This is a genomic window from Kitasatospora sp. SC0581, from assembly GCF_048159585.1.
Taxonomy (GTDB): Bacteria; Actinomycetota; Actinomycetes; order Streptomycetales; family Streptomycetaceae; genus Kitasatospora.
On sequence record NZ_JBLRWA010000005.1, the window covers coordinates 292,880 to 310,111 of the forward strand.

The 17,232-nt window shown below is 73.5% G+C and carries 15 protein-coding genes; 11 read left to right on the forward strand and 4 right to left on the reverse strand.

Annotation, left to right across the window (positions count from 1 at the left end; genetic code table 11):
- Nucleotides 1-29: 29 nt before the first annotated feature.
- Both ACLWS4_RS12250 and ACLWS4_RS12255 read left to right on the forward strand, forming a co-directional pair.
- On the forward strand, nt 30-1,238 hold the full coding sequence (locus ACLWS4_RS12250; protein WP_143204599.1) for an RICIN domain-containing protein: 1,209 nt from the start codon (nt 30-32) through the stop codon (nt 1,236-1,238).
- A gap of 247 nt (nt 1,239-1,485) precedes the next feature.
- Nucleotides 1,486-4,539, forward strand: coding sequence for a hypothetical protein (locus ACLWS4_RS12255; RefSeq protein WP_416874099.1), 3,054 nt, complete (start codon nt 1,486-1,488; stop codon nt 4,537-4,539).
- An 88-nt stretch (nt 4,540-4,627) separates the two neighbouring features.
- Here ACLWS4_RS12255 and ACLWS4_RS12260 read toward each other — a convergent pair whose 3' ends face one another.
- Nucleotides 4,628-5,698: a helix-turn-helix transcriptional regulator gene (locus ACLWS4_RS12260; RefSeq protein WP_416874100.1), complete on the reverse strand. Its 1,071-nt coding sequence runs from the start codon at nt 5,696-5,698 to the stop codon at nt 4,628-4,630.
- A 168-nt stretch (nt 5,699-5,866) separates the two neighbouring features.
- Between ACLWS4_RS12260 and ACLWS4_RS12265 the strand changes: the two genes are divergently transcribed.
- On the forward strand, nt 5,867-6,610 hold the full coding sequence (locus ACLWS4_RS12265; RefSeq protein ID WP_416874101.1) for a hypothetical protein: 744 nt from the start codon (nt 5,867-5,869) through the stop codon (nt 6,608-6,610).
- A gap of 144 nt (nt 6,611-6,754) precedes the next feature.
- A complete protein-coding gene (locus tag ACLWS4_RS12270; protein ID WP_416874102.1) occupies nt 6,755-7,567 on the forward strand; it encodes an isocitrate lyase/PEP mutase family protein in 813 nt (270 codons plus the stop codon).
- 80 nt (nt 7,568-7,647) lie between these two features.
- Here ACLWS4_RS12270 and ACLWS4_RS12275 read toward each other — a convergent pair whose 3' ends face one another.
- Nucleotides 7,648-8,871 (reverse strand): hypothetical protein, encoded by a 1,224-nt coding sequence (locus ACLWS4_RS12275; protein ID WP_416874138.1) that lies wholly within the window; start codon nt 8,869-8,871, stop codon nt 7,648-7,650.
- Between the two features lie 305 nt (nt 8,872-9,176).
- On the opposite strand from ACLWS4_RS12275, the gene ACLWS4_RS12280 reads away from it, so the two are divergent.
- The 3 genes from ACLWS4_RS12280 (at nt 9,177) to ACLWS4_RS12290 (ending at nt 12,830) form a co-directional block, all read left to right on the forward strand.
- Nucleotides 9,177-10,205, forward strand: a complete 1,029-nt coding sequence (locus ACLWS4_RS12280) for a phosphotransferase family protein (protein ID WP_387824123.1) — start codon at nt 9,177-9,179, stop codon at nt 10,203-10,205.
- A 6-nt stretch (nt 10,206-10,211) separates the two neighbouring features.
- Nucleotides 10,212-11,426, forward strand: a complete 1,215-nt coding sequence (locus tag ACLWS4_RS12285) for an acyl-CoA dehydrogenase family protein (protein ID WP_416874103.1) — start codon at nt 10,212-10,214, stop codon at nt 11,424-11,426.
- Between the two features lie 120 nt (nt 11,427-11,546).
- Complete coding sequence (locus tag ACLWS4_RS12290) at nt 11,547-12,830, forward strand: alpha/beta hydrolase family protein (RefSeq protein WP_416874104.1); 1,284 nt, start codon at nt 11,547-11,549, stop codon at nt 12,828-12,830.
- A gap of 33 nt (nt 12,831-12,863) precedes the next feature.
- Here the strand turns inward: ACLWS4_RS12290 and ACLWS4_RS12295 are convergent, their stop codons facing one another.
- Entirely contained in the window at nt 12,864-13,277 is a 414-nt protein-coding gene (locus ACLWS4_RS12295; RefSeq protein WP_416874105.1) for a winged helix-turn-helix transcriptional regulator, read from the reverse strand.
- A gap of 97 nt (nt 13,278-13,374) precedes the next feature.
- Here ACLWS4_RS12295 and ACLWS4_RS12300 point away from each other — a divergent pair, with 97 nt between their 5' ends.
- A complete protein-coding gene (locus ACLWS4_RS12300; RefSeq protein WP_416874106.1) occupies nt 13,375-14,196 on the forward strand; it encodes an NAD(P)H-binding protein in 822 nt (273 codons plus the stop codon).
- Nucleotides 14,197-14,204: 8 nt separating this feature from the next.
- Here ACLWS4_RS12300 and ACLWS4_RS12305 read toward each other — a convergent pair whose 3' ends face one another.
- A complete protein-coding gene (locus tag ACLWS4_RS12305; RefSeq protein WP_416874107.1) occupies nt 14,205-14,963 on the reverse strand; it encodes an SDR family oxidoreductase in 759 nt (252 codons plus the stop codon).
- Between the two features lie 191 nt (nt 14,964-15,154).
- On the opposite strand from ACLWS4_RS12305, the gene ACLWS4_RS12310 reads away from it, so the two are divergent.
- The 3 genes from ACLWS4_RS12310 to ACLWS4_RS12320 all read left to right on the forward strand — a co-directional run bounded on the left by ACLWS4_RS12310 (nt 15,155) and on the right by ACLWS4_RS12320 (nt 17,227).
- Nucleotides 15,155-15,781 carry a TetR/AcrR family transcriptional regulator gene (locus tag ACLWS4_RS12310; RefSeq protein ID WP_416874108.1) on the forward strand — a complete coding sequence of 209 codons (627 nt, stop codon included), beginning with the start codon at nt 15,155-15,157 and terminating at the stop codon, nt 15,779-15,781.
- Nucleotides 15,782-16,156: 375 nt separating this feature from the next.
- Nucleotides 16,157-16,438 (forward strand): hypothetical protein, encoded by a 282-nt coding sequence (locus tag ACLWS4_RS12315; RefSeq protein WP_049658726.1) that lies wholly within the window; start codon nt 16,157-16,159, stop codon nt 16,436-16,438.
- An 18-nt stretch (nt 16,439-16,456) separates the two neighbouring features.
- On the forward strand, nt 16,457-17,227 hold the full coding sequence (locus ACLWS4_RS12320; RefSeq protein ID WP_416874109.1) for a hypothetical protein: 771 nt from the start codon (nt 16,457-16,459) through the stop codon (nt 17,225-17,227).
- Nucleotides 17,228-17,232: the final 5 nt, after the last annotated feature.

The following is a 17,232-nucleotide window of genomic DNA, read 5'->3' on the forward strand; positions in this document are numbered from 1 at the left end:
TTTCTCCCGATTCTCCCAAGGAGCCCCACGTGTCATTCCCAGCCCGTCCTCGAACCCGCCCGTCCGCCTGGCCGGCGACCGTCGCCGCCCTCCTCTCCCTCTCCGGGATCTGGACCGGAGCCGTGACGGCCGAGGCCGTTCCGACGCCGTCCGCCCTGCCGGCGGCCGCCGGTATCACGGCCACCGGTCAGACGCCCGGCGCCTATTCGGACTGGACCTTCAACACCACCGACACCGTGACGGACGTCGACTTCCGCAACACCGTGGTCACCAGCCCGGGAGACGGCGACGTGTACTGGGCGCACCAGTTCAACTTCGACGGGAACCTCTCCTACACCGGCTTCCAGCTCGGCAAGCAGAACAGCGGACAGTTCCTCTGGTCGACCTGGGCCGACAAGGACCTCCAGTTCAAGGACGGGACCGAGGGCTCGCACTGCTGGAACAACGAGGGTGAGGGCCAGCACCTGCAGTGCTCCAACACCACCGTCAACCACGGCCGTCCCGTCACCGGGGACACCTACGCCTTCCACGTGGAGATCGACCCCGTGACCCACTGGGCGAAGGTCACCGTGAGCGACGAGACCGCTGGCACCAGCTTCGTCCTGGGCGAGGCCCTGCTGCCGAACTCCTCGAAGATCCAGCACAGTTGGAGCAGCTGGGTGGAGTACTTCGACTGGAACGACTCCCGGTACGTGTGCGACGACAACGCGTACGCCGAGAACCGGTGGGGCAAGATGACCGGCAACGGCGGCACCCTCACCGCCGAGAACACGGGAACGTCGACCAGCGGCACCTGTCAGGACATGGTCCGGCAGCAGAAGCAGGACGACGGGACGCTGATCACCGAGACCGGTCTCGGCCAGTCCGCCCGCTGGCCCCTGCGCTTCACCAACGGCGCCTGTCTGGACCGCGGCGGCGCCACCGGCGTGATCACCTACGGCTGCGCCGAATCGCCCAACGGCAACCAGCTGTTCGTCTTCGCCCGCGACGGCAGCATGCGCAGCGCCGAGGGCAACGAGTGCCTGGCCGCGCCGTCCTCCGTCGGCGGTCAGATCACACCCGCCGCGTGTGACGGCTCGGCCGCCCAGCAGTGGACGTACGACGTGATGAACGAGGCCGTGGTGAACTCCGCCGGCTGGGCCATGACTTCCAGCACGTCCGGGGGCAGCGGCGACCCGGTGACCGCGCAGGTCTTCGACGGGCGCGCCGAGCAGACGATCACGCCCTTCGAGGTGTGACGAGCCACCAGGTGTCAACGCCCCACGAGGTGTCATGAGGTACGAGGTGTCGACGCCCTACGGGGTGTGAACGAGCCGACCCGCCCACGGCCGCGCCGGAACACCCGGCGCGGCCGTTCGTACCCACCCTCTATGATCCCGCCCGGGGGGAAGGTCGCTGAGCTGGGGTACGACACCGCTGTGTCCGCTCTCCCCTCGGGGGCGCACACCCGCGTCGCCGATTCGACGACCGGGAGACGAACACTCGGTGATACTCACTCAACGCCTGGGCCGCGGGCTGCTCGCCGGCGCCTCGGCGCTCGCGCTGGCACTGCTGCCCGCGGGCCTCGCACCCACCACGGCGGCCGCCGCACCCGCCGGCTCAGCACCCAGCGGCTCAGCACCCGGCGCACCGGCCGGTGACGGGTCCGGCCCGACCCCGGTGGACCTCACCACCACGCGCGCCTTCGCGGACACCTTCCGGCTGGACCCGGCCCAGGACACCGACCCGCTGTACGGGCTGAACGTCGGCCTCGACGCCCGGCAGTCGCCCCCGGCCGGGCAGCACGGGATCTCCTACACCCGGGTCTCCGGCCGCTGGGACACCTCGACCGCGCCCGACCAGTGGTTCGTCCAGACCAGTCATCCGGACCACCCCGACAAGCTGCTGTTCGCCAAGGGCGTCTCCGCGATCATGCTCGGCGCGCCCGCCGTCGCGGACGGCACCGGCCACTACACCGTCTCGACGGTGGTCGACCCGGTCGTCGGCGACACCGGCGGCGCCGACTGGGGCTCGATCGTGCTGAGCCGCAGCCACCGCGGCAACGGCTACGTGACCGGCGGCGACGTCGACCTCGGCCTGACCGTCACCTCGGGCGGCAAGCTCGCCCTCTTCCACGGTGGCGGCGGCGAGAACCCCTTCTGGACCGGCACGGTGGCGCCCACGGCGCAGTACGCCGTCTCGCTCACCGTCTCCACCGGCGCCGACCGCGCCGTCACCCTGACGGTGAACGGCACCCCGTTCACCGTCTCCGCGCCGGCCGGGGTGACCCGCTGGCCGGGCAGCGAGTTCCTCTACCTCGGCGCGTACCTCTCCGACCCGAACCGCGTCACCACCTTCGGTGACGGCGCCGGCCACGGCCTGAACGTCAGCCGGATCGACACCAGCGCCACCCGCAGCGCCAAGCCGTTCGTCGACACCTTCGACGGCGCGCCCAACGCCACCGCCGACCACGGCCTCAACCAGGACCTGGCTGCCCGCCAGCCGAGCCTGATCTCCGCCAACTACACCGCCGTGTCGGGCGTCAAGGGCCTGGCCCTCGACCCGCCGGCGGGCTCGGTGCAGGTCAACAGCCCGGCCCACCCGAACGTGCTCTCCTTCCCCCAGGGCACCTCGGCGGTCCGCCTCGACAAGCCGGCCACCTCGGACGTCCAGAGCGGCGCCTACACGGTGCACGCCGTCCTGACCCCCGTGGTCGGCAGCACCTCCGGCCAGGACTGGGCCTCCCTCGCCGTCGGCAACGCCTCGGGCGGCACGGGCGCCGTCGACGCCGAGGACATCGCGCTCGGCCTGCGCGTCCAGGCCGACGGCGGGCTGACGCTCTTCCAGGGCGGCACCCCGACCGCGCTGCCCGCCGTCCCGCCGGCCGGCTCCTACGAGGTGTCGGCCGCGCTGGCGACCGGCGACCGGCAGCAGGCGACCGTCAGGGTCAACGGCATGACGGTGTTCTCCGGCCGCACCGCCGCCAAGCTGCCCCGCGACGGCTACGTCTCGCTCGGCGCCCACCACTCGGCGGTCGGCCAGGTCACCACGGCGGACGACCTGCGGGTCTCCATGCTGGGCGGGCTCGGCTACTACGGGTTCTTCGACATCCGGGACCCGAACGAGCCGAACTTCAGCGCCGACCACGCGCCGGAGGTGGCGCAGTGGACCAACTTCAACAACTACCTGCGCGACCAGGACCCCCGCTTGGAGTTCCTGGACCAGTGCCGGCCGGCCGCCTGCGTGATCGACCTCAACCAGGAGACGGTGGTCCCGCGTGCGCCGGGTTCCTGGGCCGTCGACCCGAACCCGAACGCCGCGCGGAACCTCCTGGACCTGGTGCGGCGCATCGGGCCGAACATCGACAAGATCGGTGCCGTCGACGTGAGCGACGAGCCCTACTCGCACGGCCTGAGCCCCGCGCAGGTCCAGACGCAGGCGGGGCAGATCAGGGCCGCGTTCCCGGACAAGACGCTGATCATGAGCCTCGACCGCTGGAACGCCGAGCAGACCGCGCCGATCCCGTCCACGGTCGACATCGTCGGCTTCGACTACTACTGCGAGGGCCGCGGCGAGATCCAGCGGCTGCTGGCGAACCTGAAGACCTTCCTCTCCTCGCCGGACCAGCACCTGATGCTCTTCCCGGAGTCCACCAACGAGTACCGAGTCGCCGACGGCTGCTACTCCGGCAAGACCGACGCCGACATCGCGGCGTACAACGCCGAGTACCGCGCGATCGCCGCGCAGGACCCCCGGGTCGTCTACCTGCAGAACTTCCGCTGGCTCGGCCCGGACCAGCCGAACAAGGTGCCGCTGACCGTCGCGGCGCAGAAGAGGATCGGCAAGGCCGTGGTCGACGCCACGCCCACGCCGGCGCCCGCCTCGGTGGGCGTGTACCGGCCCTCGGACGGCAGCTTCGGCCAGGCCGCCCACAACGGCTGGTACACCGGGCAGGCCGTGTTCGGCGGCGGGGGCGGCGACGTCGTCCCGCTGACGGGCCACTGGAACGGGCCGGGCACCGACACCGTCGGCGTCTACCACCGCGACACCGCGACCTTCCAACTGTCCTACGACAACGCCACCGTGGCAGCCACCTTCCCGTTCGGGGCCCCCGGTGACGTCCCGCTGGTCGGCGACTGGAGCGGGCAGGGGCGGAGCACGGTCGGCGTCTACCGGCCCAGCGACCAGTACTTCTACCTGTCCGACGACAATGCCACCGTCAGGTACCGGATCAAGCTGGGCAACGAGGGCTGGAAGCCGCTGGTCGGCGACTGGGACGGCAACGGCACCACCACCGTCGCCGTCTACGACCCGCAGACCCAGACCTTCTACCTGAACGACTCCAACGAGACGGAACACCCGCGCCCGGGCGTCAGGTTCGGCAATCCCGGCGACCGCCCGGTCAAGGGCGACTGGGACGGCAGCGGCAAGGAGACCATCGGCGTGTACCGGCCCGGCGACCAGACCTTCTACGGGGCCGCCGAGAACTCCGACCTGGTGGTCTACAGCAGGAAGTTCGGCAACCCGGGCGACATCCCGCTGGTGGGCAACTGGGGCTGACACCCCGTCCGCCCGTCCGAAATCGGCGCCCTCCCGACCGCCGCGCGGCGATCGGGAGGGCGCCTTCGGGCCGGCCGCGCGGCGCGGGTCAGCAGCGCCCCTCGCCGAGCATGATCCGCGCGATCAGCTCCTGGCGGCTGCCCACCCCGGTCTTGGTGAACACCGACTTCAGGTGGTCCTGCACCGTGTACGGCGTCATCGCGAGGGCCCGGGACACGTCCCGGGTGTCGCCGCCGCGCACCAGCAGCAGCGCCACCTCCCGCTCGCGGGCGGTCAGCCCGTACGCGGCCAGGTACAGCGGCATCACCTCGGCCGGCGAGGCGGGCGAGGCCACCACCGTCACCGCGCCCGCCGCCCCGCCGTCGCGCAGGGCGGAACCGTGCAGCAGGTACCAGCGGTCGTCCCGGCTCCACACCCGCACCGGGGCCTGCGGCACGGGCAGCCCGTGCGCCGCCCGGCGGGCCTGCTCGGCGGCCATCGCCACGCCGGTCGGGACGGTCAACGAGGACGGCGTGGGGTCGGCCAGCCGGGCGAGCAACTCCTCGGCCGGTCCGGACAGCGCCTGCAGCCGGTTGCGCCGGTCCAGCACCAGCACCACCGGCCCCGCATCCGCCTCCTCGGGCGGGCCCGCCGGTACGTGACAGGCCCTCAGCGCGTGGCCCAGATGCCGGGCGGCGGCGTCGGCGAGCTGCCGCTGGCCCTCCAGGTACGGACCGCGGTCCGGAGCCCGCAGGAACGCCGCGCACCCCCACATGCCGCCGGCCGCGTCGAACACCGCCCGCAACTCGTCCCCGAACCCGGCCGGCCTGACCTGCTCCCGGAACCGCACACTCTCCCGCAGCGACCCCCGCGTCGCCCGGCTCAGCGTCTCGGCCTGCACCCCGCTGCGCCGGATCTCGGGAAAGGTCGCCACGTCGTCCGCCCACACCTCCAGCCGCACGGCGTGCTCGAACGCGTCCAGGGTGAGGTCCTCGCTCTGCACTGAGTTCACCAACCCGGTCGCCGGATCCGCGGTGTGCCAGCACACGGCGTCGAACTCCAGCACCGGCCGCAGCAGTTCATCCGCCCGCCGGAAGACCTCGGGTGCCGTCAAGCCCGCCCCGGCAAGCTCCCGCACCCCCTCGATCGCCGCCCGCCCCGCCACCCCACGTCGCCCCATCCGGTGAAGCTAGCACGACAGTTCGCGCCCCACCCACGCACCGAACGGCAGCGCGGAGGCTCCCTCCCCGGGTACGAAGAGGACCAGGGGCGGTCCGAACCGCCGCCCTGGGCGCGGGCCGGGCGAAATCCGCATGACAGCGGTGGAAGGCTCCGGGATCATGGGGCGGTGGCCACGGAACCGGACATCCTCGACCTGAACATCCTCTGCCCGCCGCCCGGCGAGGGCTACCTGGAGGTCCGCCCGGTCGTCAGCGGCCGGGACCTCCTGGCCGAACTGACCCTCCACAACAGGGAGTCGGGCGGCCCCCGGTTCATCGGATCAGGCCCCCGGTACCTCCTGGGCCGGGGTGGGCGCTTGCACGCCACGGCCGTGCCCCGGGAGGTCCGGCTCGGTGTGTCCGGGTGCGGCCTGGAACAGTGCTGCAGCACCCTGTACGTGACGGTCGCTCGGGACGGGGAGCACGTCGTGTGGGCGGGCTGGCGCGACCCGGCCGAACGGGGCTTCGACCTGCCGGAGTTCCGGTTCGCCGCGGACCAGTACGAGGCCGAGGTGCTGCGAGCCGAAGCGGACCGCGGCTGGGAGTGGCCGGGGGCAGTGGTCGCGACGCTGCTGGAGGAAGGGCTGAGGGGACGCGAGGACTGGCTCGCCAGGTGGGAGTGCGAGCTGGAGGCCGTCTGGGCCTCCCGCCTGGAACCCGACCGGATCGACGTCATCCTGCGGCATCCCCCCGGCCGGGAGGAGACGGGTCTGCCCTGGGCCCAGTTCTCGATGATCCTCCCGATCTCCGCGGAGGACCCGTCGGACCAGGCCGAGCGCCTCGAAGCGCGGCTGACCGCGGGCGACCCCCGTGCCACCGCCGAGCTCTGCGGAGGCTACGAACCCGAACAGGTGGGCTACCCCTGGCCGTAGCGCCCTTAGCCCTGGCCCCCTGCCGGCGACGCCCCGCGGCTGCCCCGCGGCTGCCCCGCCCGGCGCTCAGGCGGCCTGGGCTTACGGTCGTTCGTGTCGGTTTTCCGCCGGACAACGGTGGCAGCCGCTGGTTGCCTTGGGGGCATGATCAACGCCAGCAAGTCCGCGCTCTTCCGTTCCCTCCACACGCCCGCTCGTCCGCTCGCGCTCGCGAACGCCTGGGACGTGGCCAGCGCCCGCGTCATCGAGGCTGCGGGGGCGACCGCGATCGCCACCACCAGCGCCGGGGTGGCCTGGTCGCTCGGCGCCCCGGACGGGGACCGCGTCGCCCGGGGCCCGGTGCTGGAGGCCATCGCCCGCATCGCGGCGGCGGTCGCCGTCCCGGTGACCGCTGACATCGAGGGCGGTTACGGACAGAGCCCGGCGGAGGTCGCGGAGACCGTCACGCGGGTGCTGGAGGCCGGCGTGGTGGGCGTCAACATCGAGGACGGCACCCGCCCGCCGGGCACCCTTGCCGACCGGATCGCGGCCGCCCGCGGTGCGGCGCGGCGGGCGGGCGTCGACCTGTTCGTCAACGCCCGTGTCGACACCTACCTGCTCGGGCTGGGCGACCCCGCCACCCGGCTGCGGGAGACACTGGGACGGGCGCGCCGCTACGTGGACGCCGGCGCGGACGGGATCTTCGTCCCCGGTGTCGCGGACCCCGGCGTCATCAGGGACCTGGCCGCGGGTCTGACGGTGCCCCTCAACATCATGGCGGGGCCGGGCACCGCGCCGGTGGACGAACTGGGGGCCCTGGGCGTGGCCCGGGTCAGCCTCGGCTCGGGGGTGGCCCAGGCCGCCTACGCCGCGGCCCGGCAGGCGGCCCTGGACCTGCACCGCGCCGGCGGCTACGACTCCCTCCGGAAGGCCATCGACTACCCGGAGCTCAACGGCCTGTTCACCGTGAGCGGCTGACCGAGCCCCGGCTGCGGCGGTCCGGCCGAAGACCCGGCGCCGGCGCACGGGCGTCGGGTCTCCGGTGGCGGTCCGCCGGGCTACTTGGCCAGGCGGGACCAGTCGGCCGGCTGGGCGGGGTCGAGTTGGCGGAGCTGGTCGAGGACCTTCGGGTCCTGGGCGTCGAGCCAGTCGGCGACCTGGCGGAAGGAGACGCAGCGGACGCCGTCGCGCTTGCAGACGCCCTTCATCACGTCCTCGATGGCCTGCATGTAGATGCCGCCGTTCCAGGACTCGAAGTGGTTCCCGATGAACAGCGGGGCGCGGCTGCCGTTGTAGACGCGTTCGAAGCCGGCGAGGTAGCTCTCGCGGGTCTCCTTCTCCCAGGTGTCGTACTTCTTGGGGTCGCCGTTGGTGGTGTTCCCGGACTGGTTCGCCAGGAAGTTGAAGTCCATCGAGAGGCTCTGGGTGGACTTGCCGGGGGTGGGGAGCAGCTGCAGCGGGAAGTTCCAGATGCCCTCCTTCTTCGTCGGCCAGACCTGGAACTCGCCCGGGGAGCTGGCGTCGTAGCGGAAGCCCGTCGCCTTCTCGGCCGGCAGCAGGTTCTTCTGGCCCTCCAGGCAGGGGGCGCGGCCGCCGACCAGTTCCTTGGTGTAGTCGAAGGGGAGCGGCGGGAGGTCCTTGAAGCCGGTGTTGGTCTTCCAGTTGGTGACGAAGGAGACGGCCTGGTCGAGTTCGCTCTTCCACTCCTCGGTGCTCCACTCGCCGCCGCCCTTGGCGTTGCAGAAGTGCCCGTTGAAGTGGGTGCCGATCTCGTTGCCGTCGAGCCAGGCGAGGCGCAGCTGTTCCAGGGTGTCCTTGATGTGGGGGTCGGTGGCGTAGTCGATGGAGGCGTCGCCGGGCTTGTGCTGCGGCGGCTTGTAGAGCGTGCTCTTGGACTTGGGGAGGGTGTAGAGGCCGCTCAGGAAGAAGGTCATCTGGGCGTTGTTCTCGGCGCCGAGCTTGCGGAAGCGGGAGAACTGGCGGTCGTCGCCCTCCAGGGCCCCGTCCCAGGAGAAGACGACGAACTGCGGCGGCTTCTCCCCGGGCTTGAGCTTCTCCGGCACGGGCTGCTTGGGCTGCGGGCCGGTGTCGGAGGTGGAGCCGTCGCCGAGCACCTTGACCTGGCCGTCCCAGGTGGGGGTGGGGGCGGGCGGTGGCGGGGCGGGGGCCTCGGTGGTGGTGCTCGGGGCGGGGCTGGGCGGGGTTGTGCCGGTGGTGGCGGTGGGTCTGCTCGGTGTGCCGTCGCATCCCGTCGCCAGGGCGGAGGCCCCGAGGACCCCCATCGCCAGCAGGATGGCCGAGCCGCGAGCAGTCCGCACGGGACCCCATTTCTCTGATCTTCAATCAGGAGCTGTTCGGAAGATGATCGATGAATGTGATCATCAGAACACTTTTGATCGACCTCTGTCGAGGTCGGGAAGGTGTGGCTTTGGTGGGGGTGGGTTTGGTGAGCAACTTCCTTGTGCTACACGGGAGATGGCGTTCCAAACGGCTCCGGACGGGTTTCGCGGCATTGACAGGGGACATCCTCGGGCTGAATGCTAAGCAAGCGCTTAGTCAATGAGGATCCACCCCGAGGAGCCGCCCGATGGCCGAGACCCCCGTCGACCCGCCCGGACTGGACCTGGCCCGTCTCCGGTCCCGGCTGGAGCGCGAGCTGCCCGGCCTCCTCCAGGGGCCGCTGCGGGCCGACCTCGTCGAAGGGGGCCGCTCGAACCTGACGTATGTCCTGGGCGACGGCGCCTCCCGCTGGGTCCTGCGGCGCCCGCCGCTCGGGCACGTCCTCGCCACCGCCCACGACATGGGCCGCGAGTACCGGGTGATGACGGCGCTGCGCGACACCGGGGTGCCCGTGCCCCGGACGCTCCTGCTCGACCCGGACGACGAGACCCTCGGCGCCCCCTGGTACCTGATGGAGTACGTCCCCGGCACCGCCCACCGGGACGTCGCCCCGCTCGCCGCCCTCGGCGAGCGGCGGGTGCACGCGCTCGGGCAGCGGCTGGTCGACACCCTCGCCACCCTGCACCGGATCGACCCGGCCGCCGTCGGCCTCGCCGACTTCGGCCGGCCCGAGGGCTACCTGGAACGCCAGCTGCGCCGCTGGTCCAAGCAGTTGGCCGCCTCCCGCAGCCGCGACCTGCCCGAGCTCGACCGCCTGCACGCCAGGCTCGCCGAGCGCCTGCCGGCCTCGCCCACGCCCGCGCTCGTGCACGGCGACTACCGCCTCGACAACGTCCTGGTCGACGACGCCGACACCATCACGGCCGTCCTGGACTGGGAGATGTCGACCCTCGGCGACCCGCTCACCGACATCGGCCTGCTGGTGATGTACACCGAACTCGCGGGCGTCGGCGGCGGCATCATCCCCTCCGCGATGACCGCCCCCGGCTTCCCGAAGGCCGACGAGATCGTCTCCCGCTACGCCGACGCGACCGGCCGCCGGGCGGAGGACCTCGACTGGTACGTCGCCTTCGCCTCGTTCAAGCTGGCCGCCGTCGCCGAGGGCATCCACTACCGCTTCCGGCAGGGCCGCACCCTGGGCGCCGGCTTCGAGCGCGCCGGCGAGATGGCCCCGATCCTCGCCCGGCACGGCCTGAGCACCCTCAAGGAGAGCTGAGAACCGATGGACTTCGCCTACGACGCCCGGACGGAAGAACTCCGCGAGCAGCTGCTCGCCTTCATGGACGAGCACGTGTACCCCGCCGAGCCCGTCCTCGCCGCCCAGCTCGCCGACCCGGCCCGCGACCGCTGGGCCGTGCCCCCCGTCGTCGCCGACCTCCAGGCCGCGGCCCGCAAGCAGAAGCTCTGGAACCTCTTCCTGCCTGGTGAGCTCGGGGCCGGCCTCAGCAACCTCCAGTACGCCCCGCTCGCCGAAATCACCGGCCGCAGCATCCAGTTGGCCCCGCCCGCGCTCAACTGCGCGGCGCCCGACACCGGCAACATGGAGCTGCTCGCCCAGTTCGGCAGCGCCGAGCAGCGCGAGCGCTGGCTGCGCCCCCTCCTCGACGGCCGGATCCGCTCGGCCTTCGCGATGACCGAGCCCGAGGTCGCGTCCTCGGACGCCACCAACATCGAGACCCGGATCGAGCGGGACGGCGACGCGTACGTGGTCAACGGCCGCAAGTGGTACATCACCGGGGCGATGAACCCCGACTGCCGGATCCTCATCGTGATGGGCAAGACCGATCCGGCCGCCGAGCCGCACCGCCGGCAGAGCATGCTGCTCGTCCCGCGCGACACCCCGGGCGTGACCGTCCGGCGCGGCATGACGGTGTTCGGCTACGACGACGCCGACCATGGCGGCCACGCCGAGGTGCTGTTCGAGGACGTCCGCGTCCCGGTGGGAAACCTGATCGGCGAGGAGGGTACGGGCTTCGCCATCGCCCAGGCCCGGCTCGGCCCCGGCCGGATCCACCACTGCATGCGGGCCATCGGCATCGCCGAGCGGGCGCTGGAGCTGATGTGCCGTCGGGCCAACGAGCGGGTGGCCTTCGGGAAGCCGCTGGCCGAGCAGGGCGTGGTGCAGGACTGGGTCGCCGAGTCCCGGGTGCGGATCGAGCAGCTGCGGCTGCTGGTGCTGAAGACCGCCTGGCTGATGGACACCGTCGGCAACCGGGGGGCGCACACCGAGATCCAGGCGATCAAGATCGCCACCCCGCGCACCGTCGAGTGGATCCTGGACAAGGCCGTCCAGGCGCACGGCGCGGCGGGCGTCAGCCAGGACACCCCGCTCGCCCAGCTCTGGGCCGGCAACCGCACCCTGCGACTGGCCGACGGCCCGGACGAGGTGCACAAGCGCTCGCTGGCCCGGAGGGAACTGCGGCAGTACCGGCGCTGACCCGTAGGGGTGTGATACCCGGGTATTCCGGGGCCGGTTGGCCCCCAGGTATGACGGCGGCGGCCCGTTCCCGACCGTAGTGTCCTGCGTGTTCGATCGATCGGAACGCGGAGGGACACCATGGGAATTCCGGGACGGGCGGTGGCGGCGGCGGTGCTGGCGGCGGCAGCGGCGGTGGGCACGATCGGCACGGCCGCGGGAGCGGTCCTGCCGCCGCCGGGGGAGACGAGCCCCGGGCGGCAGGCCCGGGCCTGGCTGCCGGAGCCCAGCGGGCCGTACCCGATCGGGACCACCGCCGTGCACCTCACCGACACCGCACGGGAGGACCCCTGGCACCCCGGGCAGCGGCGCGAGCTGATGATCAGCCTCTGGTACCCGACCTCCCGGCCGGCCGCGGGCGACGACCGGGCCCCGTACATGGAGCCCGCCGCCGGGCGGCACTTCGACGGCCCGGACGGCGTCGGCCTGCTCAACTACGGCACCACGCCCGGCCGCACCGACTGGTCGGCCATCCGCACCCACGCCCGCCGGGACGCCCCCGCGCTGCCCGGCGGCCCGCGCCCCGTGGTGCTGTACTCGCCCGGCCTCGGCGACCCGCGCACCTGGGGGACGGCACTGGTCGAGGACCTCGCCTCGCGCGGCTACCTGGTGGTCACCGTCGACCACACCTACGAGGCCTCCGAAGTCGCCTTCCCCGACGGCGACCTGGCCCCCTCGGTGTTCCCCGGCCTGCGCGGGCAGCCCGGAGTGGACATCGGCGCGGTGCTCCGCAAGGCGATCGACGCCCGGGTGGCCGACACCCGCTTCGTGCTGGACCAGCTCGCCGCGCTCGGCGAGCGGCCGGGCCTGCCCACCGGGGTCGCCGGGGCCCTCGACCTCGGCCGGATCGGCATGGTCGGCCAGTCGGCGGGCGGCTTCACCGCGCTCCAGACCATGCACGACGACCCGCGGATCGCGGCCGGGATCAACATGGACGGCCAGCTGCACTTCCCCGGCCCCGACGGCCACACCGGCGTCTTCCTGCCCAGCGTCGCCGAGGACGGCCTCGACCGCCCGTTCCTGCTGATGGGCACCGGCAGCGAGGACTCCGGCGGCTACCGCGACCAGCCCGGCTGGAACGCCCTGTGGCGGCACAGCACCGGCTGGCACGCCGACGTCACCCTCACCGGCTCCCGGCACGGCTCGTACACCGACGCCCAGCCGCTGCTGCCGCAGCTCGCCCGGCAGGGCGTGCTCGGCGCCGACCAGCTGCGCGACGACGTCGGCGACATCCGCCCCGGCCGGGCCGAACTCGCCACCCGCAGCTACGTCGCGTCCTTCTTCGACCGCTGGCTGCGCGGCCAGGACGACCACCTGCTGGACGGGCCCTCGGCGCGCTTCCCGGAGATGGCGTACGAGCGGTAGCCGGGCCCGGCGTGCCGGGGGCACCGGACGGGGTCAGCGGATCCCGGAGCCCGGGTTGGTCCCGTCCCACCGCCGCCGGGAGTCGACGATCGCGTCGTGGTGGCCGTACGACCAGTCCGTCATCGCCCGCACCAGGTGGGTCAGGCTGTGGCCGAGCGGCGTCAGCTCGTACTCCACCTGCGGCGGGATGGTCGGGTGGACGGTCCGCGAGACCATGCCGTCCCGTTCCAGGCGGCGCACGGTCAGGGTGAGCATCCGCTGCGAGATGCCCGGCAGCGCGCGCTGCAGCTCGCGGAACCGCCGTACGCCCTGGGCGAGTTCGACGACGGTGAGGACGGACCACTTGTCGCCCAGGCGGTCCAGCAGGTCGCGGATCCCGCAGTCCACGCCGTCCTCGCACCAGACCACCGGGCGGGGGGTGGTTACCGCGGTGTGCCCTGCTGACATGGAAGTGCCTCCTTACGCCGGACGCCCAGGCTACCGAGGATGGTCGCGAAGCCGACGACCGATCATCTGCTCGACCGACCATCCCTGGAGGAACCCCATGCTGCTCGTCACCGGAGTCAACGGAGGCCTGGGCGCGCTCGTACTGGAGCGGCTCGCCGGGCGGGAGGGCGTCGTCGCGGGCTCGCGCACACCGCAGCGGGTGCCGGAGGGCGTCCCGGCCCGGCTGGTGGACTTCGACCGGCCGCGGACACTGGCGGAGGCCTTCACCGGCGTGCGGACCCTGCTGCTGATCTCGGCCGGCGCCGCCGAGGACGACGTGGTGATCGCCCGGCACGGCGCCGCGATCGGGGCGGCGGAGCGGGCGGGCGTCGATCACGTGGTCTACACCAGTCTCTCCGGCGACGGCGACCACCTGCCCTACGCCCTCGCCCACCGCTGGACCGAGCGGCGGCTGCGCGCGTCCGCCACCCTGCGCTGGACGGTGCTGCGCAACGGCCTGTACGCCGAGTTCCTGGGCGCGATCGCCGCCCCCGGCCCGGACGGGGTGATCAGCGCCCCGCTCGGCGACGGGCGGCTCGCGGCGGTGGCCCGGGCGGACCTGGCCGAGGCGGCGGTGAACGTCGCCCTGGCGCCCGACGGGCACGCGGGCCGGACGTACGAGCTGGTGGGGGAGCGGGCGGTGGGCGGCGCGGAGGTGGCCGAGGCGCTCGGCGCCGCGTACCGGCCGGGACGGCTGACGGACGCCCGGGCGGCGGTGGCGGCCTCGGACGCGCGGGACTTCCAGGTGCCGATGGTGGTGGGCACCTACTCGGCGATCGCCCACGGCTTCCTCGCCGGCCCGGGCGGGCCGGGCGACCTCGCGGCCCTGCTCGGCCGCGCGCCCCGCCCGGCCCTGGAGGTCATCGCCGAGGGGCGGTGACCTCCGGGTCACATGCCGCCGCCCAGGGTGACCCCGCCGTCGACGACCAGGGTCTGGCCGGTGATCCAGCCGGCGTCGGGGGAGAGCAGGAAGGCGACGGCGCCGGCGATGTCCTCGGGGACGCCGAGGCGGCCGAGCGGGTAGGCCTTGGCGACCTTCTCCTCGCGGCCCTCGTACAGGGCCTCGGCGAACCTGGTCTTGACCACGGCGGGGGCGACGGCGTTGACCCGGATGCCCTGGGGGCCCAGCTCGGCGGCGAGTTCGGTGGTGAGCCGGATCAGCGCGGCCTTGCTGACGCCGTACATGCCGATCCCGAGCGAGGAGCGGATGCCCGCGATGGAGGCGACGTTGACGACCGAGCCGCCGTGCTCGCCCATCCACGCGGCGTGCGCGCGGCGGGTCCAGGCCAGCGGGGCCAGCACGTTGACGGCGAGGATCTTGGCGGCGGCGGCCTCGTCGGTGTCGAGGACCGGCCCGTAGACCGGGTTGATGCCGGTGTTGTTGACCAGGTGGTCGAGCCGGCCGAAGGCCTCCAGGGTGCGGGTGACCGTCTCCTCCTGGTGCGCCGGGTCGTCGGCCTTGCCCGCGACGGCGATCGCGTTCTCCGGGCCGCCCAGGTCGCGGACGGCCTCGGCCAGCGGCTCCGGGTTGCGGGCGGTGAGGCAGACCCTGGCCCCGCGGTCGACCAGCTCGCGGGCGATGCCGAGGCCGATGCCCCGGCTCGATCCGGTGACGACGGCCACCCGGCCCTTGAAGGAGTGCACCACGGAGCGTCCTGCCTTTCGTGCGGGGATCCCTGCTGTCAGCTGACTAAGCGCTTGCTCAGCATGCTGTCGGTGCGGGAGGCTGTCAACAGTCCGCCGACCGCTTGCCCGTCGCACGCCGGCCCGGGCCGGGGGTCGGGCCGAGGGGTGGCCGGCGCGAAAGCCTGTACGAGTTTCTCTGGGAGGATGACGCCATGACCAGCACCCCGCTCGCCGACCTCTGGCCGACCCTGCCCGGCGCCGACGCCCGCCCCGAAGCGGCGTACCGGCTGCTCCAGGCCGCCGTCGAGTCGTTCGCGGAGCGCGGCTTCCACGCCACCACCACCCGGGACATCGCCACGGCGGCGGGGATGAGTCCGGCCGCGCTGTACATCCACTACCAGTCGAAGGCCGCGCTGCTGGCCGAGATCAGCCGGGCCGGGCACGCCGCCACGCTGACCCTGGTCCGGGGCGCGGTGGCCGGCGGGGGCGGACCGGCCGAGCGGATGCGGGAGCTGGTCGAACAGTTCGCCGCCTGGCACGCCCGGGCCCGGATGGTCGGCCGGGTGGTCAACTACGAGCTGCACGCGCTGCCCGAGGACGCCTACGCGGTGGTCGCGGCGCTGCGGCTGGACATCGAGCGCGAGGTCAGCGCGCTGATCGAGGCGGGCGTGGCGGCGGGGGAGTTCCAGGTGGCGGAGGTGCGGACGGCGGCCCGCGCGGTCACCTCGCTGGGCATCGACGTCTCCCGCTGGTACACCGACAACTCCTCCGAGGCGCCGGAGGAGCTCGGGCGCCGCTACGGGGAGCTGGTCCTGCGGATGCTCGGCGCCCGGGTCTGAGCCGGCGCCCCGTGCCGCCCGTGCCGCCCGTGCCGCCCGCGCCGCTCCGGGCCCCTTGACCTGCTGCGACGAGGCGAGCAGACTCGTATACGCAGTACGTGTCCCTCGTACGTGTGCCTCGTAGACGTACGGCGCCGACGACGTTCGGCACCACCCGGCCCCGAGAGACGGCCCCCCGCGCGGCCCCGCGCCGCGCCCCCAGCAGCACCCTCCCGCGGCGGCCACGCCCCCGACCGGCGGCGCCGACGGGAGCAGACCCCGACCCGGGCCGGTCCGGCCGGCCGTGTCGCGGGGCCCGTGCGGCCCGGCGGCACCGGGACGGCGCGCGTGGCGCGCCGGGCGCGGCCCGGGTGGAGGGAGAGGGGAGGCGCGGCAATGCCTTCCCAACAAGCCCCCGCCCATCGACGACCGAGCCCGGTGCGCCCGCGATTCTGGCTGGAGACGGCCCTCGGCGCGCTGTCCGGGCTCCTGTTCCTGCTCACCCTGGTGTGGCCGCAGTGGATCGAGACGCTGCTCGGCCTCGACCCGGACGCCGGCAGCGGCGCCGCGGAGTGGCTGGTGGTCGCGCTCGCGGCCGCCGTCACCGCCGGGTGCGCGCTCGGCGCGCGGACCGAATGGCGCCGGGCGCACCCGGCCCCGGTCCGCGCCGCGCGGTGAGCGGATCGGAGGACCGTCATGACCGACACCGCACCAGCTGCCGCACCCCGGCTGACCGACCTCGTCCGGAGTGCGCCGCTGAGCTTCCTCGGCACCGTCACCAGGGTCGGCGGCACCTCGCTCGCCGCCCTGCCGGCCGAGGCCAGGAACGAACGGACCGCCGTGGTCCGGGTGGACCAGGTGCTGCACGCACCCGCGGCCTTCCGGCAGCTCGGCGGCAGCGAGGTCACCGTCCAACTGGCCACCGACGCCGAGCTGTTGAAGGTCGGCGACACGGCGGCCTTCTTCACCAGGGGGATGGTCTACGGGGAGGGCCTGGGCGTGGCCGAGGTCGGCCGGCTGCCGGCCGACGCCGTCCGGCAGCACGTCTCGCTGGCCGCCACCACGGCCGACGAACTCCCCTTCTCCTCGGTGCAGCGGGAGATCCGCGACCAGGACCTGGCCGCGCACGCCGCAGAGGCGGACGCCGTCGTGGTCGCCACCGTGGTCGGCCTGGAGGACCTCGGCCTGGCCGAGTACTCCGAGCACGACCCGCACTGGTGGCGCGCCACACTCGACGTCTCGCTCGTCGAGTCCGGCGGCGCCGCCCCCGGACCGACCACCGTGCTCTACCCGGCCAGCGGGGACATCCGCTGGCGCGCGGTGCCCAAACCGACGCCCGGGCAGCTGGGCCTGTGGCTGCTGCACGCCACCGGGGGCGAGCTCGCCGCGCGGGCGCCGTACCGGCTGCTCCATCCCGAGGACTACCAGCCGGCGCAGAAGCTCGCCGTGCTGCGGGAACGGAGGTGAGCCGA

What these genes read in the sequence shown, in the direction of transcription:
- ACLWS4_RS12320 (WP_416874109.1), top strand. Translation starts at nt 16,457, where the DNA reads ATGACCGACACCGCACCAGCTGCCGCACCCCGGCTGACCGACCTCGTC.
- ACLWS4_RS12295 (WP_416874105.1), bottom strand. Translation starts at nt 13,277, where the DNA reads ATGTCAGCAGGGCACACCGCGGTAACCACCCCCCGCCCGGTGGTCTGG.
- ACLWS4_RS12290 (WP_416874104.1), top strand. Translation starts at nt 11,547, where the DNA reads ATGGGAATTCCGGGACGGGCGGTGGCGGCGGCGGTGCTGGCGGCGGCA.
- ACLWS4_RS12275 (WP_416874138.1), bottom strand. Translation starts at nt 8,871, where the DNA reads ATGGGGGTCCTCGGGGCCTCCGCCCTGGCGACGGGATGCGACGGCACA.
- ACLWS4_RS12285 (WP_416874103.1), top strand. Translation starts at nt 10,212, where the DNA reads ATGGACTTCGCCTACGACGCCCGGACGGAAGAACTCCGCGAGCAGCTG.
- ACLWS4_RS12280 (WP_387824123.1), top strand. Translation starts at nt 9,177, where the DNA reads ATGGCCGAGACCCCCGTCGACCCGCCCGGACTGGACCTGGCCCGTCTC.
- ACLWS4_RS12300 (WP_416874106.1), top strand. Translation starts at nt 13,375, where the DNA reads ATGCTGCTCGTCACCGGAGTCAACGGAGGCCTGGGCGCGCTCGTACTG.
- ACLWS4_RS12260 (WP_416874100.1), bottom strand. Translation starts at nt 5,698, where the DNA reads ATGGGGCGACGTGGGGTGGCGGGGCGGGCGGCGATCGAGGGGGTGCGG.
- ACLWS4_RS12310 (WP_416874108.1), top strand. Translation starts at nt 15,155, where the DNA reads ATGACCAGCACCCCGCTCGCCGACCTCTGGCCGACCCTGCCCGGCGCC.
- ACLWS4_RS12270 (WP_416874102.1), top strand. Translation starts at nt 6,755, where the DNA reads ATGATCAACGCCAGCAAGTCCGCGCTCTTCCGTTCCCTCCACACGCCC.
- ACLWS4_RS12315 (WP_049658726.1), top strand. Translation starts at nt 16,157, where the DNA reads ATGCCTTCCCAACAAGCCCCCGCCCATCGACGACCGAGCCCGGTGCGC.